17 protein-coding genes are annotated in these 24,942 nt (G+C 71.3%); 13 read left to right on the forward strand and 4 right to left on the reverse strand.

Annotation, left to right across the window (positions count from 1 at the left end):
• The first annotated feature begins 10 nt into the window (after window positions 1–10).
• The gene (locus tag OG788_RS32665) at window positions 11–940 is read left to right on the forward strand and encodes an ADP-ribosylglycohydrolase family protein (protein WP_406374767.1); all 930 of its coding nucleotides are present in this window, start codon (window positions 11–13) and stop codon (window positions 938–940) included.
• Window positions 941–1,452: 512 nt separating this feature from the next.
• Window positions 1,453–3,252: a DUF4153 domain-containing protein gene (locus OG788_RS32670; RefSeq protein WP_406376908.1), complete on the forward strand. Its 1,800-nt coding sequence runs from the start codon at window positions 1,453–1,455 to the stop codon at window positions 3,250–3,252.
• A gap of 190 nt (window positions 3,253–3,442) precedes the next feature.
• Here OG788_RS32670 and OG788_RS32675 read toward each other — a convergent pair whose 3' ends face one another.
• A complete protein-coding gene (locus OG788_RS32675) occupies window positions 3,443–4,990 on the reverse strand; it encodes an MFS transporter (RefSeq protein ID WP_351535428.1) in 1,548 nt (515 codons plus the stop codon).
• Between the two features lie 185 nt (window positions 4,991–5,175).
• Here OG788_RS32675 and OG788_RS32680 point away from each other — a divergent pair, with 185 nt between their 5' ends.
• From OG788_RS32680 to OG788_RS32690, 3 genes are all read left to right on the forward strand, one after another.
• A complete protein-coding gene (locus tag OG788_RS32680; protein WP_406374768.1) occupies window positions 5,176–5,799 on the forward strand; it encodes a TetR/AcrR family transcriptional regulator in 624 nt (207 codons plus the stop codon).
• Window positions 5,800–5,880: 81 nt separating this feature from the next.
• Complete coding sequence (locus tag OG788_RS32685; protein ID WP_351535433.1) at window positions 5,881–6,582, forward strand: ribonuclease HII; 702 nt, start codon at window positions 5,881–5,883, stop codon at window positions 6,580–6,582.
• Between the two features lie 68 nt (window positions 6,583–6,650).
• On the forward strand, window positions 6,651–7,277 hold the full coding sequence (locus OG788_RS32690) for a hypothetical protein (protein WP_406374769.1): 627 nt from the start codon (window positions 6,651–6,653) through the stop codon (window positions 7,275–7,277).
• 453 nt (window positions 7,278–7,730) lie between these two features.
• Here the strand turns inward: OG788_RS32690 and OG788_RS32695 are convergent, their stop codons facing one another.
• A complete protein-coding gene (locus OG788_RS32695; RefSeq protein ID WP_266763415.1) occupies window positions 7,731–8,363 on the reverse strand; it encodes a hypothetical protein in 633 nt (210 codons plus the stop codon).
• 224 nt (window positions 8,364–8,587) lie between these two features.
• On the reverse strand, window positions 8,588–10,786 hold the full coding sequence (locus tag OG788_RS32700; protein WP_406374770.1) for a RecQ family ATP-dependent DNA helicase: 2,199 nt from the start codon (window positions 10,784–10,786) through the stop codon (window positions 8,588–8,590).
• A gap of 451 nt (window positions 10,787–11,237) precedes the next feature.
• Here OG788_RS32700 and OG788_RS32705 point away from each other — a divergent pair, with 451 nt between their 5' ends.
• The 7 genes from OG788_RS32705 (at window position 11,238) to OG788_RS32735 (ending at window position 22,026) form a co-directional block, all read left to right on the forward strand.
• Complete coding sequence (locus tag OG788_RS32705) at window positions 11,238–12,566, forward strand: DUF4192 domain-containing protein (RefSeq protein ID WP_406374771.1); 1,329 nt, start codon at window positions 11,238–11,240, stop codon at window positions 12,564–12,566.
• A gap of 614 nt (window positions 12,567–13,180) precedes the next feature.
• On the forward strand, window positions 13,181–15,316 hold the full coding sequence (locus OG788_RS32710; protein WP_406374772.1) for a glycogen debranching N-terminal domain-containing protein: 2,136 nt from the start codon (window positions 13,181–13,183) through the stop codon (window positions 15,314–15,316).
• Window positions 15,317–15,444: 128 nt separating this feature from the next.
• On the forward strand, window positions 15,445–16,203 hold the full coding sequence (locus OG788_RS32715) for an NUDIX hydrolase (RefSeq protein ID WP_351535450.1): 759 nt from the start codon (window positions 15,445–15,447) through the stop codon (window positions 16,201–16,203).
• Window positions 16,204–16,327: 124 nt separating this feature from the next.
• Window positions 16,328–18,085 (forward strand): ATP-binding cassette domain-containing protein, encoded by a 1,758-nt coding sequence (locus OG788_RS32720; RefSeq protein WP_406374773.1) that lies wholly within the window; start codon window positions 16,328–16,330, stop codon window positions 18,083–18,085.
• A 162-nt stretch (window positions 18,086–18,247) separates the two neighbouring features.
• Window positions 18,248–19,135: a FadR/GntR family transcriptional regulator gene (locus OG788_RS32725; RefSeq protein ID WP_406374774.1), complete on the forward strand. Its 888-nt coding sequence runs from the start codon at window positions 18,248–18,250 to the stop codon at window positions 19,133–19,135.
• 408 nt (window positions 19,136–19,543) lie between these two features.
• Window positions 19,544–21,076, forward strand: coding sequence for an RNA polymerase sigma factor (locus tag OG788_RS32730; RefSeq protein ID WP_351535457.1), 1,533 nt, complete (start codon window positions 19,544–19,546; stop codon window positions 21,074–21,076).
• Between the two features lie 131 nt (window positions 21,077–21,207).
• Window positions 21,208–22,026: a serine protease gene (locus tag OG788_RS32735; RefSeq protein WP_356755653.1), complete on the forward strand. Its 819-nt coding sequence runs from the start codon at window positions 21,208–21,210 to the stop codon at window positions 22,024–22,026.
• 107 nt (window positions 22,027–22,133) lie between these two features.
• On the opposite strand, the gene OG788_RS32740 is transcribed toward OG788_RS32735, so the two are convergent.
• On the reverse strand, window positions 22,134–22,364 hold the full coding sequence (locus OG788_RS32740; protein WP_266763423.1) for a hypothetical protein: 231 nt from the start codon (window positions 22,362–22,364) through the stop codon (window positions 22,134–22,136).
• A 441-nt stretch (window positions 22,365–22,805) separates the two neighbouring features.
• Here OG788_RS32740 and OG788_RS32745 point away from each other — a divergent pair, with 441 nt between their 5' ends.
• Window positions 22,806–24,929 (forward strand): type IIA DNA topoisomerase subunit B, encoded by a 2,124-nt coding sequence (locus OG788_RS32745; RefSeq protein ID WP_406374775.1) that lies wholly within the window; start codon window positions 22,806–22,808, stop codon window positions 24,927–24,929.
• Window positions 24,930–24,942 lie beyond the last annotated feature (13 nt).

The following is a 24,942-nucleotide window of genomic DNA, read 5'->3' on the forward strand; positions in this document are numbered from 1 at the left end:
TGGCAGGGCGATGATCGCTGACTCCTCTCCCGACGGGCGCCTCGACCGCGCCCTGGCCAGCCTGCGCGGACTCGCGGTGGGGGACGCGCTGGGCTCGCAGTTCTTCGTGCCCGCGAACTACCCGCTGCTGAAGCGCCGAGAGCTGCCGCCGCGCCCCTGGCAGTGGACCGACGACACCGAGATGGCCTGCTCGGTGGTCGCGGTCCTGGCCGCACGCCACCGCATCGACCAGGACGAACTGGCCCGTTCCTTCGCCGGCCACCACGACTTCGACCGGGGCTACGGCCCCGCGGTCAGCCGGCTGCTGCGGCAGATCCGGGAGGGCGGCGACTGGCGCGAGCTGGCATCCGCCCTCTTCAAGGGACAGGGCTCCTGGGGCAACGGCGCGGCGATGCGGATCGCCCCCCTCGGGGCCTGGTACGCCGACGACCCGGAGCAGGCGACCCACCAGGCGGAGATCTCCGCCTATCCCACGCACCAGCACCGTGAGGCCGTGGTCGGGGCCATGGCCGTCGCCGCGGCCGCCGCGCTGGCCGCCGACCCGGCGGGCCCGCCGAGCGCCGAGGCCCTGCTCGACGGCGTGATCGCGCTCGTGCCGCGCAGCGCCGTGGGCGCCGGATTGCGGCGCGCCCGGGACATGCTCGACTACGGGGACGCAGCGACCGTCGCAGCCGTACTGGGCTGCGGACGGCGTACGTCGGCCCACGACACGGTTCCCTTCGCCCTCTGGTCGGCCGCCCGCGCCCTGGGCGACTACGAAGAAGGCTTCTGGACCACCGCCCAGGTCGGCGGCGACGTGGACACGACCTGCTCCATCGTGGGCGGCGTGGTCGCCTCGGGGAAGGCCGGAACGCCGCCCGCGGCGTGGCTGGATGCCACGGAGGCGCTGCCGGAATGGGTGCCGGGACCCGCCTACGGGCGTTCGGCCGGCGACGCGTAGGCCGTACGACGTACGTGCCAAACGGAGGGCTCCCCGGGCCATTGAGCTGTGGCCCGGCGGGCTGAGGTGCACGGGCGGTGCCGCGGGCGTCCCTCGGGAGGCATCGGAAGGCGTCACGTCGGCCGCCTCGGCAGGGCCGGGCGCCATGCTGTGTCACAGGCTTGCTACAGCCCCGCTGCCCCACCGTGAGCCCCGTTGCCCGTGGGTACCCTGTGCGCCACGCCGCCCGTTGATCATCGCGGGCGTGTGCCGACGAGATACCGGTCGGCAGCCTCCCCGCCTCGACGGCGCGCTGCGGGCTGCCCGGAGGCCGGCTGGGAGGGGATCCCGTGCCCGACATACCGTCCACGCCCGAGCCGAGAGACGGGGCGCCGGCGAAGCCGAAGAGCCCGGAGGCGAGCAAGGAGGTTCCGGAGGCCGAGCAGAGGCTTCCGGAGGGAGCGGCGCCGGAGGATTCCACGGATCCGACCGGACCGGGATCGACGGGGCGGCCCGGCCCCGAGCCCGGCCCCATGGGGAAGACGGCCGGACCGGGCGCCGGGGAGGAGCCCGGGGACACGGCAGAGCGCGCGGACGAGGGCGAGCTCGTGGGCCGTGCCGCCGGGGAGACCGGCGAGGACGTCGCCGAGGAGCCCGAGCCCGCGGGCCTGGTCACCCGAGAGGTCGGCGGGGACGAGGAGCCCGAGGAGCGGGCCCCCCGAGCGGCCGACGCGGACGTGACGCCCCGGGCGCCCGGCGCCCGAAGGGCCGACGGGGAGGTGAGGCCCCCGGCGCAGGCCGCTCGAGTGGGCGGCGCGAGCACCGACTGGGCGCCCCTGCCGCCCGCCCACGGCTCTTGGGCGGCCGATCTTCAGGTCACGCCGCCCGCCCCGGTGCGTACGCCCACGCTGTGGGCCGTGCTCGCGACCGGAGTACTGAGCATGCTGCTCCTGGACGACGGTCTGGCGATCAACCTTCTGCTCGTCGCGATACCCGCCTCGCTCGCCGCGTACTTCGCGGGCCGGGCCGCGGGGCGCCGCACGCGCGCGTGGACCCTCGTCTGGGGCGTCGGCGGCATCGGTCTGCTGAGCGTGCCCGCTCTGCGGGACGCGGACTGGCCGTCGTTCCTCGCTGTCGTGACCGCGATCGCGCTCGGGTCGCTCGCGCTGCACGGCGGACGCACCTGGCCCGCGGTCCTGCTGGGCCCCATCGGCGTGTTCAACTCCGTGGTCACCGGCCCCGCCTGGGGCTGGCGTGGGCTGCGGGAACGATTCGGCGGTGCCCGTCGCAGCGTGGGTGTCGGGCTGCGCGCGCTCGTGGTGACCGCGGTCCTGCTGCTGGTCTTCGGGGCGCTGTTCGCCGGGGCCGACGCGGCTTTCGCGAATCTGCTCGGCGACCTGGTGCCGGACACCTCCGTCTCCGGTGGCCCCTTGCATTTCGTGCTCCTGGTGGTCGGCCTGGTCGGGGCGCTGGCCGCGGCCCACACGGCAGCCGCGCCGACGCAGTGGGACCGGGTCGTGGTGCCCGCCGGGCGTCCTCGCAACCGCGTCGAGTGGGCCCTGCCGCTGATCGTGCTCGTCGTGCTCTTCGCGGCCTTCAACGCCGTCCAGCTCGCGGTCCTCTTCGGCGGATACGACGCCGTACTGGACAAGACCGGTCAGACGTACGCCGAATACGCGCGGCAGGGCTTCTGGCAGCTGCTGCTCGTCACGCTGCTGACCCTGCTCGTCGTGGTGTTCGCGCTGCGCTGGGCGCCGCGGGACGACGCGAGCGACAAGAAGCTGGTGCGGGGTGTGCTGGGAACTCTCTGCGGCCTGGCGCTCGTTGTCGTGGCATCCGCTGTGCGACGTATGGACATGTATGTGGAGGCCTACGGGCTGACCCGGCTGCGGTTGTCGGTGGTGGCCGGGGAGCTGTGGCTGGGTCTGGTCATCGCGCTGATCATGGCGGCCGGGGTGTGGGGCGCTCGCTGGCTGCCCCGCGTCGTCGCCGCCAGTGCGGCGGCCGGCGTGCTCGCGTTCGGGCTGATGTCGCCGGACGGTCTGATCGCCGAGCGCAATGTCCAGCGGTACGAGGACACGGGCAAATTCGACCTCGAGTACGCGCGGGACCTGTCGGCCGATGCCGTGCCCGCCCTCGACAAGCTCGAGGAGCCGATGCGCTCCTGCGCCCTGGGTTCGATCGCCGATGACCTGGGCAAGGACGACACACCCTGGTACGCGACCAGTTGGGGCGCGGCCCGAGCGAGGGACATCCTCCGCGACCGCCCGCCGGCCGCGTCCGCCGACTGGAGTACGTGCAGCGACCTGGCGCGCGACCTCATGTACCGCTGAGACGCCTCCCGTCGGCCTGGGCCCTTGGACGTTGGGTCGGGTGCGTGCGCGCGCATCGCCGTGCACCCCGTCCGACGCGGGTGCCCCTGCTTCGACAGGGGTGCCCGCCCTCGGCTTCTTGCCGTGGACGGCCGGACCGTGTTCGCCGTCGGTCTCCCCGACCACGGCGCGGCCGTCCGCGGCTCCGGCCTCAGCCCGCGGCGGGTCCCGCCGTGCCGGCCAGGGCGTCCAGGTCGCTCTTGCGGACCCTGATCACCAGTGCCGCGGTGATCAGCGCGAGCAGGGCCATCGCCACCGCCGGTACGAAAGCGGTCGAGATGCCTTGAGCGAGCACTTCGTGGCCCCAAGGAGCAGGCAGCTGGTGGGTCTTGGCGAACTCCGCCTTCTGCTCGGCCGAGCCGTCCGCCAGGAACTTCGGCATCTGCTTCTCCGCCTCGTCGCGACCGGCGGAACCGAAGACCGTGGTGAGGATGGCGAGCCCGAGGGAACCGCCGACCTGCTGTGTGACGTTGAGCAGGCCGGATGCCGCGCCCGCCTCGTGCTGGGCGACACCGGAGACCGCGGTCACCGTCAGCGTCACGAAGTTCAGGCCCATGCCGAAGCCGAACAGCAGCATCGGACCGAGGACTCCGCCGGCGTACGAGCTGTCGGGGCTGATGAAGGTCAGCCAGCCGAGCCCGAGGGCGACGAGTGTGGATCCGGTGATCATGAACGGCTTGGGACCCAGCACCGGCAGGAACCGCTGCGAAAGACCCGCTCCGACCGCGATCGCGACCGTCACCGGCAGGAAGGCCACACCGGCCGAGATCGGGCTGTACCCCAGGACGTTCTGCACGAAGAGCACGATGTAGAAGAACATGCCGAACATCGCGGCCGCGAGGCTCAGCATGATCACGTACGTGCCCGAGCGGTTGCGGTCGGCGAACATCCTCAGCGGGGTGATGGGCTCGGCTGCCCGCGTCTCGATGGCTGCGAAGGCCAGCAGCAGGGCGACGGCCGCGACGAACGACCCGATCGTGAGGCTGTCCCGCCAGCCCGCCTCGGCGGCGCGGATGAACCCGTACACCAGCGACGCCATGCCGGCCGTCGAGGTGAGCGCGCCCGCGACGTCGAAACGTCCTGGGTGGCGTTCGGACTCGTTGATGTACAGCGGCGCGAGGACGGCGATCAGGATGCCGATGGGTACGTTGACGAAGAGGACCCACCGCCAGTCGAGCCACTCCGTGAGCATGCCGCCGGCGAGCAGACCGATGGCGCCACCACCCGCGGAGACCGTCGCGAAGACCGCGAACGCCCGGTTCCTCTCCGGGCCCTCGGGGAACGTGGTGGTGATCAGGGCCAGCGACGTCGGTGACGCGATGGCGCCACCGACCCCCTGCAGGGCGCGCGCCGCCAGCAACTGCCAGGGTTCCTGGGCGAGTCCGCCGAGCAGCGAGGCGAAGGTGAACAGCAGGATGCCGGCCATGAAGACCCGGCGCCGACCCAGGATGTCACCGGCCCGCGCACCGAGGAGCAGCAGGCCACCGAAGGTGAGGGTGTATGAGCTGATCACCCATGTCAGGTCGGTCGTACTGAAGGCGAGGGCGTCTTGAATGTGCGGGAGTGCGATATTCACAATCGTCGCGTCGAGTACCACCATGAGTTGGCAGGCCGCGATGACGGTGAGCGCGATGCCGGGATGCCCCTCCCGGCGGGCCGCACCCGGCTTGGTGTCCTTAATCAACTGAGAGGTTGTCACTATGCTTCCCCCACAAGTGCGTTAGTGAACGCTCGCGTTCACTGTCGCGTCAACGGTAGTGAGTCCCCGACAGTGAACGCAAGCGTTCACTCAAGTTGCTGCCCGCGGACGTCAACTCGATCGCTCCTCCCCACGACAGCTCGAACTCCCCGAATTTCGCTCCCCTGTACGACGGAGACACTCTGATGGTTACTTCGCGTTGGACGGCCGCCCCCGCTCAGGCGGCCTCCTCGCGCCGGCGCGGTGCCGTGCTCGAGCGCGCGATCCTGGAAGCCGCGCTGGATCAGCTCGGCACGGTCGGCTGGAACGGCCTCACCATGGAAGGTGTGGCCGCGCGTGCCCAGACCGGCAAGGCCGCGGTCTACCGCCGCTGGCCGTCCAAGGAGGATCTGGTCGCGGACGCGCTCCAGGCCGGGCTGCCGAACCAGGCGGAGGCTCCCGACCTCGGCGGCGTCCGGGAGGACCTGCTGGAACTGTGCCGACGAGTACGCGCGGCGATGTTCTCGCAGACAGGGCTCGCGCTTCGCTCGGTGCTTCACGAATGCGATGTGAACCAGGCGGAGCGTTTCAACCAGGTGATCCTCGGCGGGGTCGTCGAACCCACCATGGGGCTGCTGCGTGAGGTCATTCATCGAGGTATCGACCGTGGTGAGGTGCATCCCGATGCCGCGAACTCGTACGTCTTCGACGCCGTCCCGGCGATGATGATGTACCGCTCCAAGGTGTGCGCGAGCGAATGGAGCGACCAGGACCTCCAGGAGATGATCGACCAGCTGATGGTGCCGCTGCTGCGCGGGAGGGGTGCCTGACCGGCTCCGGCGCGGGCTCCCCGGCCGCCCGGGGAACCTGGGTGTCGCGCGGGGCTCCGGGCGGCGTAGTCTGAGGGCGCCATGCCGTACGAACCACCCACCCACACTGTCGAGCGCTCCCTCCGCGCCACGACCGGAGCGAAGGTCATTGCCGGTGTCGACGAGGTGGGGCGCGGTGCCTGGGCCGGTCCCGTCACCGTCTGCGCCGCCGTCACCGGACTGCGCCGACCGCCCGAAGGCCTCACCGACTCCAAGCTCCTGACCGTCAAGCGCCGGACCGCGCTCGCCGTGGTGTTGGAGAAATGGGTGACGTCGTACGCCCTCGGGCACGCCTCCCCGGAGGAGATCGACCAGCTGGGGATGACGGCCGCCCTGCGCCTCGCGGCCGGACGCGCCCTGGAGGCCTTGCCGGTCCGCCCCGACGCGGTCATCCTCGACGGGAAGCACGACTATCTCGGAGCTCCCTGGCAGGTCCGCACGGTGATCAAGGGCGACCAGTCCTGCATCGCCGTCGCGGCGGCCTCGGTGATCGCCAAGGTTCAGCGCGACAAAATGATGGCCGAACTGGGTGTCGACCATGCAGACTTCGGTTTTGCGGCCAACGCCGGGTACCCGTCGCCGGTCCACAAAGCCGCGCTGGAGGAGCGGGGCCCCACCCCGTACCACCGGTTGTCGTGGGCGTATCTTGATGCGCTGCCCCAGTGGCGGCACCTCAAGAAGGTCCGCAGCTGGGCGGACGGAAACGTTCCGGAGATCGAGGGCCAGCTCGGCTTCGATTTCTGACAATTCCGTTCGCACTCATGTGCCACCCGCCGACGCGAGCCGCACCGGCGTTTGATAGATATCAGCTCATGCCTCTCATTCCCGAGGAGCCTCAGATTCACGAGAGTGCCCAGGGTCCCCGCGTCACTCCGGCCAGTGGCCGCACCGCGCCGACCCCCCGCCCTGTACCCGGTCCCCGTCCCGCGGCTCCGCCGCGTCCCGGCCGTCCGGGTCCTGTCCGGCCGATGCCGGCCCAACGCACCCCGCGTGAGCCGGTAGTGGCCACGCCGGGACCGTCCGCCAAGGCGGCCGCACCCGCTGCCGTCACCCCGCAGATCCAGCTCGTCCCGGCCTCGGCCGAGGGTGCGCTGGACGCCGCTGAAGAAGCCGTCGACCTGTTGCTGGAGTCGGGCCGAGCCCCCGGTGAGGTGCTGGTGATCACCACCGGCGATCCGCACCCGTGGGCCGCGCACGAACTCTCCTTCGGTGAGGCCGCGTACTGGGCGCAGCACGACGCCGGCGACGACGTCTTCTACGCCGACGCCTCCGCCGCAGGCCGGGCCGTGTCCCGCCCCGTGGTCGTGGTCGCGGTCAACGGCGGCTCCGGCGAAGTGCTCGTCACCGCCCTGCCCCTCGCCCTCGGCCGGGCCGGTGCCCTGCTGATCGTCTGCGGCGACCCGCAGCAGATCAACTCGGTTCTGGGCGCGGGCGTCTGAGCGCGTTCCGGACCTGGTCCGGAACGCGTTCGGCGGGACGCTGAGGGTGCCGCCGCGGCGGCACCTGCACGGCGAGCGCTTTCGCGTACCCGCAACGCGTCCACACGCGCGGGGCGTTCCGTCCTTCGCTGCCCGTGTGGCGCGAGGGGCCCGGTGCGGATTCCGGCGCCTGTCTGCGGGGTTCCCCGCTCCGGGTGCGGTGCCACCGGGATGGCGATCGATCGCGTTCCCTGTTCACCGTGGCGTGTGGCATGTGTACGCCAGTCGGCGTGTGTTCCGGTTGCTCGGCGGGCTCCGTCGCGTGATCGAGGGCTTGCGTGCGCCCGACATCCACGCCGCGCTTCCGTGGCGTTCGCGCGAGGGAGCGTCACGCCCTCGGATCGGGCTCGTCGGACGTGTGCGGCCCGCCTTCCCCCGGGGGCGGGCCGGTGTCCCCTGAGACTCGGCCGCGTCTCAGCGGGCGGCCGCCCGGCGCATGATCTCCGACGCGGCGCCTCCGGTGCGGGGCAGGGGCGGCAGCACCTCGCCCGCGAAGAACTCCGGTGTCGAGTCGGAGTTGGGGCGGCGTCCGCCGCGGCCCTCGCCGAGAACCTGCCAGCCGTCACGCGTCAGGGTGATGTACGCCCCGCACCGCAGTCCATGGAGCGTGCAGGCATCCCGCAGTCCCCACATCCACGCCCCGTCCTCCTCCGTCCAACGCGCGTCGCCGTCCCGGCAGTACAGCAGCACGGCCGTACGCACGGGGGAACGCCGCCGCAGGTCGTGCGGGATGACCCGGCGCAGCTGCGCGAGCAGCGAGTTGCGGAACATCCAGCCGTCGGCCGGTGCGGAACGCCGGGTGAAGGACGCGCTCGCCATGAGCCGTTCCTCCGGATCGAGCACGGCCACGATCGCGGTGGACGGTCTGGGCCGGTGCCGAGCGTGCAGTCCGCTGACGACCTCACGGGGATCGCGCAGAAGCGGAATTCCGGCCGAGGCCCATTCGGCGGGTTCGAGCATGCGGGCCAGTGGGTTGGCGGAAGCGGCGGACAGGTCGGGAGACGTCGACATGGATGCCGCCGAGGACGGAGCGAATCCGAAGGTCACGGTCCTCCCTTCGGCTACGTGCCCATACAGCGGGCGGGGTCGGACTTGGGGGAATGGCACGCCGCAGCAGAGCCCTACCGGACCACGGGCGAACCGTGCGGGGAGCGGAGCTCAATTCTTCCTGTCGAACTGGGTTGCGGCAACGAGCAATTGGGGCCACGGACCGTTTTCGGGCGATTAGCGTCCTATATACCTGCCCAGTGTTCCGAATCGCGACACGCGATTCACGCTTGTACGGCGAGGACCAGCGGCAACACCGCCTGAGCACCCGCTCTGCGGAGCATCCGCGAGGCCACCGCCAGCGTCCAGCCCGTCTCCGTGGCGTCGTCCACCAGCAGAATCGGACCACCTGCCGCTGCCAGGGCGTCGGCCAGGCGCGGAGGCACGGACAACGAGCCGTCCAGAGCCTTCAGCCGCTGGGCGCTGTTGCTCCGGGAGATCTGTGAGACCTCGCCGACATACTCCACGGATCCCAGCAGCGGCAGCCGGCCGATCTCCGCGATCCGCGCGCCGAGCGACTGGATCAGCTGAGGCCGCGAGCGCGAGGCCACGGTCACCACGCCGACCGGGCGCGGCTGCGCGTCGGGCTGTCCGGAGGCCCAGCCGCCCGGCCCCTTCGCCCAGTCGGCGAGGACGCCGACCACGGCCTTGGCGACATCGTCCGGAATGGGCCCGTCCGGTGCCTGCGGGGCGAGCATCGGCCGCAGCCGGTTGCCCCATCCGATGTCCGAGAGCCGTCCCAGGGCCCGCCCCGGAGCGGCCTGTTCGCCGACCGGGATACGTCCCTTCAGGTCGACGCCGACCGCCGGCAGCCCGGTCGGCCACATCTTCCGGGGCTCGACATCGACGCCCGCCCGGTCCAGCTCGCCGTTCGCCGCGTCCAGCGCGGCGGAGGACACCGCCGCCTGGAAACGGCCGCCCGCGCAGTTGTCGCAGCGCCCGCACCGTACGGCTCCCTCGTCGTCCAGCTGCCGCCGCAGGAACTCCATACGACAGCCGGTCGTCGAGACGTAGTCCCGCATCGCCTGCTGCTCCGTCGCCCGCTGCTTGGCCACCCAGGCGTAGCGCTCGGTGTCGTACGTCCAGGGCGAGCCCGTGGAGATCCAGCCGCCCTTGACCCGGTGCACGGCTCCATCCACGTCGAGCACCTTGAGCATGGTCTCCAGGCGGGACCTGCGCAGCTCCACGAGTGGTTCGAGCGCGGGCAGCGAGAGCGGCCGCTCGGCCCGTGCCAGCACGTCCAGGGTGCGCCGCACCTGCTCCTCCGGAGGGAAGGCGATCGAGGCGAAGTACTCCCAGATCGCCTGGTCCTCCTTGCCCGGCAGGAGCAGCACCTCCGCGTGTTCCACACCGCGTCCCGCGCGTCCCACCTGCTGGTAGTAGGCGATGGGGGAGGAGGGGGAGCCCAGGTGCACCACGAATCCCAGGTCGGGCTTGTCGAAGCCCATGCCCAGTGCCGACGTGGCGATCAGTGCCTTGACGCGATTGGCGAGCAGGTCCTCCTCGGCCTGCTGGCGGTCCGCGTTCTCGGTCTTCCCGGTGTACGACGCCACGGTGTATCCGCTCTGCCGCAGGAACGCGGTGACCTCCTCGGCCGCGGCCACGGTGAGCGTGTAGATGATGCCGGAGCCCGGGAGGTCGTTCAGATGCTCGGCGAGCCAGGCCATCCGGTGCGCGGCGTCCGGCAGGCGCAGCACGCCGAGGCTCAGGCTCTCCCGGTCCAGCGGCCCGCGCAGGACCAGGGCGTCGGTGCTGGCTCCGGTGCCCAGCTGTTCGGCGACGTCGGCCGTCACACGCGCGTTGGCCGTCGCGGTGGTGGCCAGCACCGGGACGCCGGGCGGGAGGTCGGCGAGCATGGTGCGCAGGCGTCGGTAGTCCGGCCGGAAGTCGTGTCCCCAGTCGGAGATGCAGTGCGCCTCGTCGACCACCAGGAGGCCGGTGGCCGCGGCCAGCTTGGGCAGCACCTGGTCGCGGAAGTCGGGATTGTTCAGCCGCTCCGGACTCACCAGGAGAACATCGACCTCGCTCGCCGCCACTTCGGCCTGGATCGTCTCCCACTCCTCCGTGTTGGACGAGTTGATCGTCCGCGCGCGGATTCCGGCGCGGGCCGCCGCCTCCACCTGGTTGCGCATCAGCGCGAGAAGCGGGGAGACGATCACCGTGGGCCCGGCGCCCCGCTGGCGCAACAGCGCCGTCGCGACGAAGTACACCGCGGACTTGCCCCAGCCGGTGCGCTGGACGACCAGCGCCCGGCGCTTGTCGGCCACCAGCGCCTCGATGGCGCGCCACTGGTCCTCGCGCAGCCGGGCCTCGCCCGCCCCGACGAGGCGGGCCAGGACGGCATCGGCCGCGGCCCGCAGGTCTTCGCGGGCTGCGTCGTGTGCGTTGTCGGTGGCTGCGGGTCGCGGGTCTTCGTTGGTCATGGCTCCATGCAACCCGATGGGTCGGACAAAGCGCGAACGAGCCCGTCGAGCTGTGGACAAGTTCTGGCGTGATCATGGTGATGGTTATCCACAGGCCGAACCGGAATTTCGTGATCCGCGGGATGGTCACCGCATGACGAATCACGACGAAGCGGCCGGCAGGTCCGGCGAAGAGAACATCGGCGCGGTCGGCGGACGCGACGGGAACCGCGGGCGCGATCGATCCGGTGGCGAGGGCGATCACGGCGGCCGGAGCGGGGCCGGCGGCCACACCGGCGACGGGTGGAGCGGCACGGGCCGCCGATCCGGACCCGAGCGCGGGGACCGGCGGGGCCGTCAGGCCGAGCCGCGGGTCCCTGGCGGTGCCGTCCCTGGCGGCCGGCACCACGGGGGTGGCGCGAGTCTGGCCGGCGATGCCCGGCACGGGGGCGTCGCAGGCGCGGAACACCAGGTGACTCTGCGTACCCCGGCAGAGCTGGCCGACGCACTGCCCTATCTCCTCGGGTACCGGCCTGAGGACAGCATCGTGCTGGTCGCCCTGCACGACCGGGAGCGCCGGGGGCGGTTCGGGGGCCGGGCCCGCCTCGGCATCCCCGCCCACGCGGAGGACTGGCCGTCCGTCTCGGACCAGCTCGCGCAGGGTCTGGTGAAGGGCAGCGAGCGGCGAGGCGCCCGCCCCGAGAGCATGGTCGCGTACCTCTGCCAGGAACCCGGAAAGGGTGAATCGGGGCGGGAGGTCATGGAACGCCTGCGCCCGCTCGCGCAGCTGCTGCGGACGGCCTGCGGGCGCCTCGACGTTCCGGTGATCGAGGCTCTCTGCATCTCGGACGGCCGCTTCTGGTCGTACACCTGCCCGGGTCAGGGGTGCTGCCCGGCCGAAGGCACACCGATGGGGCTGCCCGGCACGTCCGTCCTCGCCGCCGCCGCGACGTACGCGGGCCTGCAGGTGCGCGGATCCCTGAAAGACCTGACGGCCAGGCTCGTTCCCTGGGAGACCGGCGACGCGCTGGGCCAAGAGGTGGCGCTCGACACGGCCAGCATGGCCCTCGTACCGAGGATCCTGGAGGACGACAGCCGCGCGGAGGTGGCCGAGGAGGCCCTCGCACTGGCCCGGCGGATCAGGGACCGGCTGGCCGACGCTCCCCCCGTGTCCGGAACACGTCCGGCGGACCTCCGCGACGACGGACTCCTGGAGAACGACGAGGCCGCCACTCTGATCCTCGGCCTCCAGGACCGCACGACCCGTGACCGTGCCGCGCAGTGGATGGAGGGTGAGGAGGCAGGCCCGGCGCTGCGGCTCTGGCGAGCACTGGCCCGCCGCTGTGTCGGCCCCTACCGCGAGCATGCCGCGGCGCCCCTCACCCTCGCGGGATGGGTCGCCTGGTCCATGGGCGACGAGCTGGAGGCACGAGAAGCGCTCGCCATGGCGCTCGGTGCCGACCCCGACTATCTGTTCGCCCGTCTGCTCCACCAGGCGTGCAATGAAGGCCTGGATCCGGAATCCGTTCGGCGTTGCCTGCGCGCGGAGCGTACGGGCCGTGGCTCGACGCAGGCGGAGCGGTCGACCGATTCCGGCGCTCCGCTCGGAGCGGGAGACCCGACGTGCGCATCCCTCGCGCCGGACACCCGTCCCTCGACGCCGGCCGCTCGGCGTCGCCGCCGGACCCGGCCGAACGCGAACGGCGGAAGCCGCCCGGGCCGACGCGGCCCCGGGTCCGTGAGCGCCCAGGGACGCCGCCCCGCCCACGACGCCTCGCAGGTCGGCGACGGACAGGGGTGAGCGCCGGAGGGGGCGGGCGGGCGGTCGGGTGCGGCGCGGGGCGAGAGGGGGTGGCGTGGTGCGGGGGGGAGGACGGGTGAGTGGCTGGGGCACAGCAAGGGCAGGCGGGCCGAGGCTGGGGTGGAGCTGTGCCCGCCCACCGGGCTGAGGCCGGAGAGGGGGCAGGTCTGCTCAGTGGACCGAGGCCGGGGTCGAGGCAGGCCAGCCGCCACTGGGCCGAGGCCGGGGTGGAGGCAGGCCGTCCCACTGGGCCCGCGGCCGGAATGGAAACCGGCCTGCTCGCTCGGCCGAGGTTGGACGTGACGCATGTCGTCCCGGGGGAAAGCGGCGTCCCGGTCCAGCCCCTGCCTGCGGGCCCCCTTCCGGCGACGGCATCACCCTCGGTGCGGCCGGCGTCCGCTCGAGGGGTGGCTGTCAGGCCCTCGGCCGCCCCACCGCCATTCGGTCGGCTTCCCGGGGCAAGGCGTGACCCCGGGCAGGGCTACCCCGTTCACCTGAGTGGCGGATTCCGTGGCCGGGTTTGCGCCGTCGTAACACCCCCGGACCCTGCCCCGCGGAGTCCCGACCCGAAGCCGAACGCGCTCCAGGCGCACCGAGCGCGGAGGAAGCCACCCATGCCCATGCCCCATCCGTCCTCGGCCCCCGACGGCGGCCGTCCGCCCGGGCGCGAACCCGCCCAGCCCGTCAGACAGAGGGGCGCCCCGGAGCCCCCACGAACGGGCTGGGACACCGGCACGCCCTTCGTCCCGGCGGGGCGCGGCCCCGGCGTTGCCCAGACGTCCCTTCCCGTCCCGGGACCAACGGCGGAACTGCCGCCCGCCCACACCTCCCTGATCTGTGTCGCTCTCCCAGGACTGGTGATCTCCACGGAGGAGGGACAACTGAACGGCCGCGGGCTGGAGGGTTTCTACCGCGCGGGTCGACGCGTGCTGTCCCGCTGCCAGGTGCGGGTCGCCGGCCGGGAACCGCTCGCCATGCAGGCCCGCATGCTCGCGGCCGACCGAGCCCGCTTCGTGGGCACCGTGCGGGCCTCCCGCGATGTCGGCCCGGATCCGGACGTGGTCGTCGAAAGAACACGCCATGCGGACGGCGTCGAGCGGATCACCCTGCGGAGCTCGGCCCCTCGAACACTGCGTCTGCCCGTCGAGGTCGCCCTCGGGACGGATCTCGCGGAACTGGGCGCGGTCGCCTCGGGCCGAGCCGGGCCCGAGCTGCCGGCCAGCGTCCACGCCTCCGGCCTGCGCTGGTCCAGTGCCACAGGGCACGCGACCGTGACCGCCGACCCGCCGCCCAACGACGCCCTGGCCTCGGCCGGACTGCTGCGCTGGGAACTCGAGCTGCCGCCGGGCGGCACCCTCAGCGTGGAACTGCGCGTCCGGCCGGACGGCCAAGGGCCGATCAGGGCGGTGGGTCGCGGCGCCGCGAGCCCGTTCGCCCAGGCCCGGGCAGTGAGCGACGTGCCGGGAGTCGAAGCACTCCTGCGCACCTGCGTCGAGGACCTCGGGGCCCTGCTGCTCCGCGACTCCCGGCATCCCGCCGACACCCACCTGGCGGCCGGAGCCCCATGGCGCTGCGGGCTGGCGCCGGCCGAGGCCCTGGCCGCGGCCCGGATGACGTTGCCGCTCGGTACACGGCTCGCCGCGGGCACTCTGCGGACCCTCGCCCGCACCCAACTCGCCGGTCCGGGACCGCGCTCCGGACTGATCCCGGGACCGCTCCGGGACGGTGGGCCGCACCTTCCGCCGAGTTGCACGGCCACCGAGGCGACGCTGCTCTTCCCCGTGCTCCTCGCGGAGGCCCGGCTCTGGGGGCTGGCCGAGCAGGAGGTCGAGGAACTGATGCCCGCGGCCGAGCGGTGTCTGGACTGGCTGCGGACCACGGCCGGCGACGGCACGTATCTGCCCGACCCGCAGCCGGGCGGACCGTTTCGCTGCGAGACGCAGGCACACGCACACCGTGCGGCGCTGCTCGGCGCCGATCTGCTCGACGCGCACGGCCGGACCGGTGGCACGGGGCTGCGCGAGTGGGCCCAGGCGTTGCGGACGGCGTTCCGCGACGACTTCTGGCTCGAGGACCGGGGCGGTGGCAGACCGGCCGCCGCCCGCACCGCGGACGGGCGCCTCGTGCCCCAGCTCGGTTCGAGTGCCTCCCATCTCCTCGACACAGGTCTGCTGGGCTCCGGACAACTGGCCCCCGGTCTGCTCGACAAGGTGCGGACCGAACAGCTCGCGCGGCTGCTCGGCGGCCCGGCGATGGACTCGGGCTGGGGATTGCGCAGCCTGGGAGCGAAGGAGGCGGCGTACAACCCGTTCGGCCATCGCAGCGGGGCCGTGCGCGTTCATGAGACGGCCGTCGCCGTCACGGGGCTCGCCGCCGCGGGCTATGAGAAGGAGGCCGCCTCGCTGCTGCGGGGCGTGCTGGCGGCGGCCGAGTCGTTCGGCAACCGACTGCCCGAGATGTACGCGGGCGAGCAGCGCACACAGGGGAGCGCCCCGCTTCCCCATCCGGCGGCCTCGAGGCCAGCGGCCATCTCCGCGGCGGCCGGCGTGCTGCTGCTCAGCTCACTGGCCGGGATCCGCCCCGATGTGCCCGCACGGACCGTGACCCTGCGCCCGTTCCGCGATGCGCCACTGGGCGAGATCGCTCTCACGGGCCTGCGGATCTCGGGCGCGCCCTTCTCCGTACGCGTCAGCAGACTCGGTGTCGCGATGGTCGAGGAGGCGGACGGCGGACTGCAGTTGGGGATGTGACGTCGTGGGACGCGTCTCGGAGCGGGCGTCCCCGGTCGTGGAGTGCCGTACCGGACGCGAGTCGATCAACCATGGACGGAGCCGCCGAAGGAGGTGTTTATCGTCAGGCAGACGACTATGATCGCGGCATGCCCTACGACCCGTCAGCCTTTCCGCCCTTCGCCGTGACCGTGGACCTGGTCGTGCTGACCGTACGCCGTCATGCCCTCTGCGCGTTGGCGGTACGGCGGGGCGAGCAGCCGTTCCAGGGGCGATGGGCGCTGCCCGGCGGCTTCGTACGGACCGACGAGGATCTCGCCCAGGCCGCGGCACGTGAGCTGGCAGAGGAGACGGGCCTGCGGGCCCACGACCCCTCCGTGCCCGTACAGGACAACGGCGCGCACCTCGAGCAGCTCGCGACCTACGGCGACCCCAAGCGTGACCCCCGGATGCGGGTGGTCAGCGTCGCGCATCTCGCGCTGGCCCCCGACCTGCCCGCGCCCAGGGCGGGCGGCGACGCGAACAGTGCGCGCTGGGCGCCGGTCGAGGAGCTGCTGCAACAGGGCGGGTACGGCCGGGACGGGGAGCAGGCGGCGCCCCTCGCCTTCGACCACGCCCAGATCCTCTCGGACGGCGTGGAGCGCGCCCGATCCAAGATCGAGTACTCGTCCCTGGCGACCGCCTTCTGCCCGACCGAGTTCACGGTGGGCGAGCTGCGCCGTGTCTATGAAGCGGTCTGGGGCGTGGCGCTCGACCCGCGCAACTTCCACCGCAAGGTGACGGGCACACCGGGCTTCCTGGTGCCCACAGGAGGCACGACCACGCGCCAGGGCGGCCGCCCGGCCCAGTTGTTCCGCGCGGGCGGCGCCACACTGCTCAACCCGCCGATGCTGCGCCCCGAGGTCTGACGAGGGCGGCGAACACGCTTCTGGGCCCCGGGAGCCTCCGCATGGTCGCGAGAGTCGTGAGGCCCGCCCGAGGCGAGCCGCAAGGTGCCCGGAATTTCGGAAATGTCGCGCTATCTTGCTTCGAGTGATCCAGGCCATCGGATTGACCAGCAACACCCGCAAGGCGCGTCCGCCCGCCGTCGACGACGTGTCCTTCGAGGCGCGCGCTGGCCACGTCACAGCGCTCCTCGGAGCCCCGGGCGCGGGCAAGACGACGGCGCTGAAGCTCATGCTCGAACTCCAACAGGGCCGCGGGGTCACCTACTTCCGTGGTCGGCCGCTGCACCGGATCGCCCATCCCTCACGCGAGGTCGGCGTGCTCATGGGCGAGGTGCCGGGCCATCCCGCGCGCACGGTCCGCGGTCAACTCCGCATGCTGTGCGCCGCCGCCGGCGTGCCCGTGCGTCGCGCCGACGAAGTGCTCGAGGTGGTCGGGCTCGTCAGCCTCCGCGACGAGCGCCTGGGCACACTCTCCCGCGGCATGGACCGTCGACTCGGACTGGCCTGCGTGCTCCTGTCCGACCCGCACACCCTCGTGCTCGACGATCCGGCGGACGGCCTGTGCGCCAGAGAACGCCGCTGGCTGCACGGGATTCTGCGCGCACACGCGACACAGGGCGGCACGGTGCTGTTCGCCACGGACGATCCCAAGGAGGCCGCGCGAACCGCCGACCGGGTCGTCACGCTGGAGCAGGGCCGCCTTGTCGCCGACCAGGAGGCGGCGGACTTCGCCCGCACCCGGCTCCGGCCGCGGGTCGCCGTCCGCAGCCCGCACGCCGCCCGGCTCGGCTCCCTGCTGACCAAGGAGGCCCGCACGGCGCAGCGCTCCGTCGAAGTCGTGCGCGAGGAGGGCAACCGGCTCTCGGTGTACGGCAGCACCTGCGCCGACATCGGTGAGATCGCCTTCCGGCACGGCATCCTCGTACACCAACTCGCCGACGAGACGGGCGATATGGGGCCCGCGCCGACCCCCACCGCCGAAGAGGGCGAGCACCGGACCGAGGAGCCCCCCTCCGAGACGGCGGACGCGAACCACCTCTCCCCCCTCCCGCCGCCCATCTCCGTACGCCAGGCCCCGAGCCCGCTGCGTCCTCTGCGGTACGAACTGCGCAGAGCGGCCGGTGTCGGCACCGGCTACCTCACGGCGGCCGCCGTTCTCGTCACCTCGGCCCTCCTGGCCGTCCTTCTGGCCAGAATCGGTCACACACCCCAGCCGCGCCTGCTGGCGGCGTGGCCGCGGGAACTCCCCCTGCCGCCCGCCGCGCTCGGCGCCGGGCTGCTGGGTGCCGTCGCCTTCGGCGAGGAGTTCCGCCACCCCGCCCTGGCCACGGACCGCGGCACCGTCCCGCGCCGCCTGGGACTGCTGACCGCCAAGCTCCTCGTCGCCTCGGGCACCGCGCTGATGCTGGCGTTCCTCACGGTGGGATGCGACCTCGAAGTGCTCTACCTCGTCTACGGACGGGAGCTCACCGGAGTTCCGTCGGACTGGCTTTCGCTGAGCGCGAGTTGGCTCGGCCTCGTGGTGGGCTGTGCGTGGGCGGGCGTGCTGGCGGCGGGCATCTTCCGGTCCACCGCCGCCGGGCTCGCGGCGGTGCTCGCCGTGCCGATCGTCGTCGTACCCCTCGTACAAAAGGTCTTGCAGGGGCCGTCTGTGCGGACGGCGGCCGGGTTCCCGGAGCGGCTTCGGGAACTGGTCCTCATGCAGTGGCCGTTCGGTGGGGAGCGCTACCTGGCGGCGGGTGTGCGGGTGCTCGCCCAACCCGTGGGCGGAGCGCTGATGTTGTCGCTGGCCGCTCTGCTCTGCACATATCTGCTCACGACCCTGCGGAGCCGGGTCCGATGACGACTGTCCGCACCCTTCCGTTCCTCCTGTGCGCACAACTCCCCGAAGAACGCCCATTTCTTTCCGATAAGGCGTCAATTGCGACGGGGTGAGCGATCACCCTTTCGTGTGCTTTTCACCAAAGACCTCAAGGGAGTTGGAGTCGGCGCCGACAAAAGACCCGTGAGTACCCTTGCGCAGACCATGATGACCGCCGCCCGTTCCTCAGACTCCGGCCTGGCCGGACCGGGCGAACTCGACCGTTACCCCTATGCCGACGCCCCCGGCGTCGACCGCGTGGGCGCCCCTGTGTGGGAGAGCGCCGAGCCGGAGCTCGGCCGCGTCGGCCGACGCGCCGCGGGCAGCCGCGGACGCGGACTGCACGGCCAACTCGTCCAGCAGCTCGGCCAGATGATCGTCTCCGGAGACCTCGGCGCGGACCGTCCGCTCGTCCCCGAGGAGATCGGCCAGCGGTTCGAGGTCTCCCGGACCGTCGTCCGTGAGTCGCTCCGCGTCCTGGAGGCCAAGGGGCTGGTCAGCGCCCGCCCGAACGTCGGCACACGCGTGCGTCCCGTCAGTGACTGGAACCTTCTCGACCCGGACATCATCGAGTGGCGGGCCTTCGGGCCGCAGCGGGACGACCAGCGGCGTGAGCTGGGCGAGCTCCGGTGGACCATCGAGCCGCTCGCCGCTCGCCTCGCGGCCGGACACGGGCGTGAGGAGATCCAGCAGCGGCTCGGCGACATGGTCGAGATCATGGGCCACGCCATGGCTCAGGGCGACGCCCTCACGTTCTCGCGGGCCGACGCCGAGTTCCACTCCCTGCTGATCCAGCTCGCGGGCAACCGGATGCTGGAGCACCTCTCCGGGATCGTCTCGGCGGCCCTCCAGGTTTCCGGCAGCCCGGTCACCGGCTGTGACCGGCCGAACGAAGCCTCGCTGGGACACCACGCCCGCATCGTCGACGCCCTCGCGGCTGCCGACGGTGCCGCGGCCGAGACGGCCATGCGGCAGCTGCTCACCGTCCACCCCGAGGTGGAGCGTGTCGTGCCCGCGCCGCGCGAGCACTGATCGCGCACCGAGGGTGACGCGGTCCGGAGTGTGTGCGCGTCCGTGGCATCGCCAGGCCGGCGAACCGTCGCACGTCGGGACCCCATCGAATCCTTCGTGGATTCGGCGGGGTCCCGACGGTGCGACGGGGTGGCGGATCATGACCTGACCTGGTCTGACAGGATCTGTCGTCTTTTGAACACTTACGGGGTGTGACTCGGGCCACGCAGATTGGGCGTAACGCTCTTCGGGGCAGCGCGATGACCTAAGAGGTGATAGCCGAGGAGGGAATACAGACGCCGTGTCCGGCGCTGTGAATCTTCCCGGCCCCCGCCCGCGCCGTCGGCCCATCCCCAGTCGGCGGTCGTCGGTACCTGTCCGTAACGGACGGGGCCGGAAGCCGTTTTCCTACGTTCCGAGAGGTTGTTCGTGTCGGCCAGCACATCCCGTACGCTCCCGCCCGAGATCGCCGAGTCCGTCTCTGTCATGGCGCTCATCGAGCGGGGAAAGGCTGAGGGGCAGATCGCCGGCGATGACGTGCGTCGGGCCTTCGAAGCTGACCAGATTCCGGCCACTCAGTGGAAGAACGTACTGCGCAGCCTCAACCAGATCCTCGAGGAAGAGGGTGTGACGCTGATGGTCAGTGCCGCGGAGCCCAAGCGCACCCGAAAGAGCGTCGCAGCGAAGAGTCCGGCCAAGCGCACCGCCACCAAGACCGTGGCGGCCAAGACGGTGACCGCGAAGAAGGCCACCGCCACCGCGGCTCCGGCTGCCCTCGCCGACGATTCGGCTGAGGACGCGTCCGCCGGCAAGGCCGCCGCCAAGAAGACGGTCGCCAAGAAGGCCGTCGCCAAGAAGACGGTCGCCAAGAAGACGGCGGCCAAGAAGACGAGCGCCAAGAAGGACGACGCCGAGCTCGTCGACGACGAGGCGACCGAGGAGACCCCGGCCAAGGCCGGCGGCGAGGAGCCCACCGAGGACGGCGCCCAGGGCTTCGTCCTGTCCGACGAGGACGAGGACGACGCGCCCGCGCAGCAGGTCGCCGCCGCCGGTGCCACCGCCGACCCGGTCAAGGACTACCTCAAGCAGATCGGCAAGGTCCCGCTGCTCAACGCCGAGCAGGAGGTCGAGCTCGCCAAGCGCATCGAGGCCGGTCTGTTCGCCGAGGACAAGCTGGCCAACGCCGACAAGCTCGCTCCCAAGCTCAAGCGCGAGCTGGAGATCATCGCCGAGGACGGCCGGCGCGCCAAGAACCACCTCCTGGAGGCCAACCTCCGTCTGGTGGTCTCCCTGGCCAAGCGCTACACCGGTCGCGGCATGCTCTTCCTGGACCTCATCCAGGAGGGCAACCTCGGTCTGATCCGCGCGGTCGAGAAGTTCGACTACACCAAGGGCTACAAGTTCTCGACGTACGCCACCTGGTGGATTCGTCAGGCGATCACGCGCGCCATGGCCGACCAGGCCCGCACCATCCGTATCCCGGTGCACATGGTCGAGGTCATCAACAAGCTCGCGCGCGTGCAGCGTCAGATGCTCCAGGACCTGGGCCGTGAGCCCACCCCGGAGGAGCTGGCCAAGGAGCTCGACATGACCCCTGAGAAGGTCATCGAGGTCCAGAAGTACGGCCGTGAGCCCATTTCGCTGCACACCCCGCTGGGCGAGGACGGTGACAGCGAGTTCGGTGACCTCATCGAGGACTCCGAGGCCGTCGTCCCGGCCGACGCGGTCAGCTTCACGCTCCTCCAGGAGCAGCTGCACTCCGTTCTCGACACCCTGTCCGAGCGCGAGGCGGGCGTCGTCTCGATGCGCTTCGGCCTCACCGACGGTCAGCCGAAGACCCTCGACGAGATCGGCAAGGTCTACGGCGTGACCCGAGAGCGGATCCGCCAGATCGAGTCCAAGACCATGTCGAAGCTGCGTCACCCGTCGCGCTCCCAGGTGCTGCGCGACTACCTCGACTAGGCCTCGGCCGCACATCATTCGAGGGCCCGACTCCCGGTGGGGGTCGGGCCCTCGACGTATGCGCGGAATGCGCGTCCGCACTCACTGGATCACTCTGGGTTTCCACGACCGTCCCAGAGTGAGGAGCGCGCATGCGCCGTCCCTACGTCCCGGTGCTGGCCCTCGCGGCCGCCGCAGCGTTGATACCGCTGACGAACTCCGTACCGGCGGCCGCCGACAGCGTTGTCATCGGAAGTCACCCGGTCGAGATCTCCGAGAGTCCGTGGACGGTGGCACTGTCCAGCCGTGACCGGTTCGGGGGTACACGAGGGGGCCAGTTCTGCGGAGGAGTGGTTGTCGGTCCGACCACGGTCCTGACCGCGGCCCACTGCCTGGGTGACGATGTGCTGGGAGCGCCGCCGCGCCAGGCACGCGACCTGAAGGTCATCTCCGGGCGCGGGGACCTCCTGTCCAGTGACGGCAAGGAGATCCCTGTCAGCGACGTCTGGGTCAATCCGCACTACGACAGCGATACGAACGCCGGGGATTTCGGTGTTCTGACGCTCGCCGAGCCGCTGCCCGCCGCGTCCGTGATCCGTATGGCGCCCTCCGAGGACCCGGCGTACGAGCCGGGGACCGCCGCCGTGGTCTACGGCTGGGGCGACATGACGGGTGGCGGCGACTACGCGCGCAGCCTGCGGGCCGCGGACGTTCACGTGCTGCCCGACGCCTCGTGCGAGCGGGCCTATCCCGGCAGTGCGAGCGGGACGTACGACGCGGAGTCCATGGTGTGCGCCGGGGAGCCGACGGGCGGCCGTGACGCCTGTCAGGGGGACAGCGGCGGGCCGCTGGTCGCCCAGGGGCGCCTCATCGGCCTGGTGTCGTGGGGGAGCGGCTGTGGACGCGCCGACAGCCCGGGTGTCTACACGCGGGTCTCGGAAGCCGTCCAGGCGCTGGGTGCGCGCCGCTGACCGCTTCCGGCGATGCGGTACGAGTGTGGCGGTCACTCCCTGTGCCCAGGGTGTGACCGCCCACTCACCGGCCTGTCGCCGGCACCCGCTCGTCGTTGATGCGAAGGTCAGTGTTCTTCGTCGTTGACGCTTTCCGGAACGGACGTCAGCCGCTCCGTCTCGTCCTGTATCTCAGCGGCGATCTTCTTGAGTTCCGGCTCGAACTTGCGACCGTGGTGGGCGCAGAAGAGCAGTTCTCCGCCGCTCAGGAGGACGACGCGCAGATATGCCTGGGCGCCGCAACGGTCGCAGCGGTCAGCGGCCGTCAGCGGGCTCGCGGGGGTCAGAACAGTAGTCACGTCGCCTCTTCTCTAGCTCGACGAGCTGTCGTACCAGGGTCAACATCCAACCAGGCCGAAAACGTTCCCGCTCGCGGCTTTTCCTCGAAATTTTCTTTCGAGCCGGTTGCTGCTGCCGGTTGGCGGCGAATGAGCCGTATTGCGTGTCTTCGTGTCTGTACGGGTTCGCGCTGTCTGTCGGGTGTCGGTCCTCCCGGCTGGATTGCCGGTTGTTGATGAGGACGTGCCCGGAGCCTAAATGGTTCATGCCTGGAAGGGAACGTGATATGTACTTCACTCCATCGAGGGATCGAACACCCATGCGATCCTGGACTAGTGTTGGTTTAGTGCGAGGGTGGCGTTACAACGGCTCTACCAGGCCTCGGTACCCTCTGAGCGGCGACCGAAGCCGGGCCCTTGCCCAAAAGGGTCCCCCCTGAAATTCAGCGAGGAGCGAACCGCGTGACCGCCGAGACGTCCGTGCCGTCCACAGCGCTGCTGACCGGAGCAGACCGGGACGGTTCCAACTACACCGCGCGGCACCTGCTCGTCCTTGAGGGGCTCGAGGCAGTGCGCAAGCGCCCGGGCATGTACATCGGGTCGACCGACAGCCGTGGCCTGATGCACTGCCTCTGGGAGATCATCGACAACTCCGTGGACGAGGCCCTCGGGGGCTACTGCGACCACATCGACGTGACCCTGCACGACGACGGCTCCGTCGAGGTGCGGGACAACGGCCGTGGCATCCCCGTCGACGTGGAGCCCAAGACCGGCCTCTCCGGCATCGAGGTCGTCATGACCAAGCTGCACGCCGGCGGAAAGTTCGGCGGCGGCTCGTACGCGGCCTCCGGTGGTCTGCACGGGGTGGGCGCATCCGTGGTGAACGCGCTCTCCGCCCGTCTGGACGTCGAGGTGGACCGCAGTGGGAACACCCACGCCGTGAGCTTCCGCCGAGGCACGCCGGGAGCCTTCAGGGCCGACGGCCCCGATGCCGCCTTCGACGCGGCGAGCGGGCTGCGCAAGCTCAAGCGGATCCCGAAGACCCGCACCGGCACGCGCGTGCGCTACTGGGCCGACCGCCAGATCTTCCTCAAGGACGCCAAGCTCTCCCTGGAGCACCTCCACCAGCGTGCCCGCCAGACGGCCTTCCTGGTGCCGGGCCTGACCATCGTCGTCCGTGACGAATTCGGGCTGGGCGAGGGTGGCAGCAAGGGCGAGGAGTCGTTCCGCTTCGATGGCGGAATCAGCGAGTTCTGCGAGTACCTGGCCGCCGACAAGCCGGTCTGCGACGTCCTCCGGTTCTCCGGGCAGGGGACCTTCAAGGAGACCGTCCCGGTCCTGGACGAGCACGGGCAGATGACTCCGACCGAGGTCACCCGTGAGCTCGGCGTCGATGTCGCGCTGCGCTGGGGCACCGGTTACGACACGAACCTGAAGTCGTTCGTGAACATCATCGCCACGCCCAAGGGCGGTACCCATGTCGCCGGCTTCGAGCAGGCCGTCGCCAAGACGATGAACGAGGTCCTGCGCGTCAAGAAGCTGCTGCGGGTCGCCGAGGACGACATCGTCAAGGACGACGCGCTGGAGGGCCTCACGGCCGTCGTCACGGTGCGTCTCGCCGAGCCGCAGTTCGAGGGGCAGACCAAGGAGGTCCTCGGTACCTCGGCTGCCCGCCGCATCGTGACGAACGTGGTGACCAAGGAGCTCAAGGCGTTCCTGACCACCACGAAGCGGGACGCCGCCGCGCAGGCGCGCGTCGTCATGGAGAAGGCCGTCGCCGCCGCTCGTACGAGGATCGCCGCCCGTCAGCACAAGGACGCGCAGCGCCGGAAGACGGCCCTGGAGTCCTCCTCGCTGCCCGCCAAGCTCGCCGACTGCCGCAGCGACGACGTGGAGCGCAGCGAGCTGTTCATCGTCGAGGGAGACTCCGCGCTGGGTACGGCGAAGCTGGCCCGGAACTCCGAGTTCCAGGCGCTCCTGCCGATTCGCGGCAAGATCCTCAACGTTCAGAAGGCGTCCGTGACGGACATGCTGAAGAACGCCGAGTGCGGTGCGATCATCCAGGTCATAGGGGCGGGTTCCGGGCGGACCTTCGACATCGACGCGGCGCGTTACGGGAAGATCATTCTTCTCGTCGACGCCGATGTGGACGGCGCGCACATCCGGATTCTGCTGCTGACGCTGTTCCAGCGCTACATGCGGCCCATGGTCGAGGCCGGGCGGGTGTTCGCGGCGGTTCCGCCGCTGCACCGGATCGAGCTGAGTCAGCCCAAGAAGGGGCAGGACAAGTACGTGTACACGTACTCGGACCGTGAGCTGCGGGAGACGGTGCTGGAGCTGCAGCGCAAGGGTGTGCGCTACAAGGACTCGATCCAGCGTTACAAGGGCCTCGGCGAGATGGATGCCGATCAGCTGGCCGAGACGACGATGGATCCCCGGTTCCGGACGCTGCGCCGGATCAACATCTCCGACCTGGACGCATCCGAGCAGGTGTTCGATCTGCTGATGGGGAACGATGTGGCTCCGCGCAAGGAGTTCATCTCGAGCTCGGCTGCGACGCTGGACCGGTCGCGGATCGACGCATAGCCCTCCGGGGTTT

The sequence above is a fragment of the Streptomyces sp. NBC_00647 genome, from assembly GCF_045207245.1.
Taxonomy (GTDB): domain Bacteria; phylum Actinomycetota; class Actinomycetes; order Streptomycetales; family Streptomycetaceae; genus Streptomyces.

Excerpts from the sequence above, each read along its gene's own strand:
- OG788_RS32700 (WP_406374770.1), bottom strand. The coding sequence starts at position 10,786 with ATGACCAACGAAGACCCGCGACCCGCAGCCACCGACAACGCACACGAC.
- OG788_RS32670 (WP_406376908.1), top strand. The coding sequence starts at position 1,453 with ATGGGGAAGACGGCCGGACCGGGCGCCGGGGAGGAGCCCGGGGACACG.
- OG788_RS32685 (WP_351535433.1), top strand. The coding sequence starts at position 5,881 with ATGCCGTACGAACCACCCACCCACACTGTCGAGCGCTCCCTCCGCGCC.
- OG788_RS32680 (WP_406374768.1), top strand. The coding sequence starts at position 5,176 with ATGGTTACTTCGCGTTGGACGGCCGCCCCCGCTCAGGCGGCCTCCTCG.
- OG788_RS32735 (WP_356755653.1), top strand. The coding sequence starts at position 21,208 with ATGCGCCGTCCCTACGTCCCGGTGCTGGCCCTCGCGGCCGCCGCAGCG.
- OG788_RS32690 (WP_406374769.1), top strand. The coding sequence starts at position 6,651 with ATGCCTCTCATTCCCGAGGAGCCTCAGATTCACGAGAGTGCCCAGGGT.
- OG788_RS32715 (WP_351535450.1), top strand. The coding sequence starts at position 15,445 with ATGCCCTACGACCCGTCAGCCTTTCCGCCCTTCGCCGTGACCGTGGAC.
- OG788_RS32665 (WP_406374767.1), top strand. The coding sequence starts at position 11 with ATGATCGCTGACTCCTCTCCCGACGGGCGCCTCGACCGCGCCCTGGCC.
- OG788_RS32710 (WP_406374772.1), top strand. The coding sequence starts at position 13,181 with ATGCCCATGCCCCATCCGTCCTCGGCCCCCGACGGCGGCCGTCCGCCC.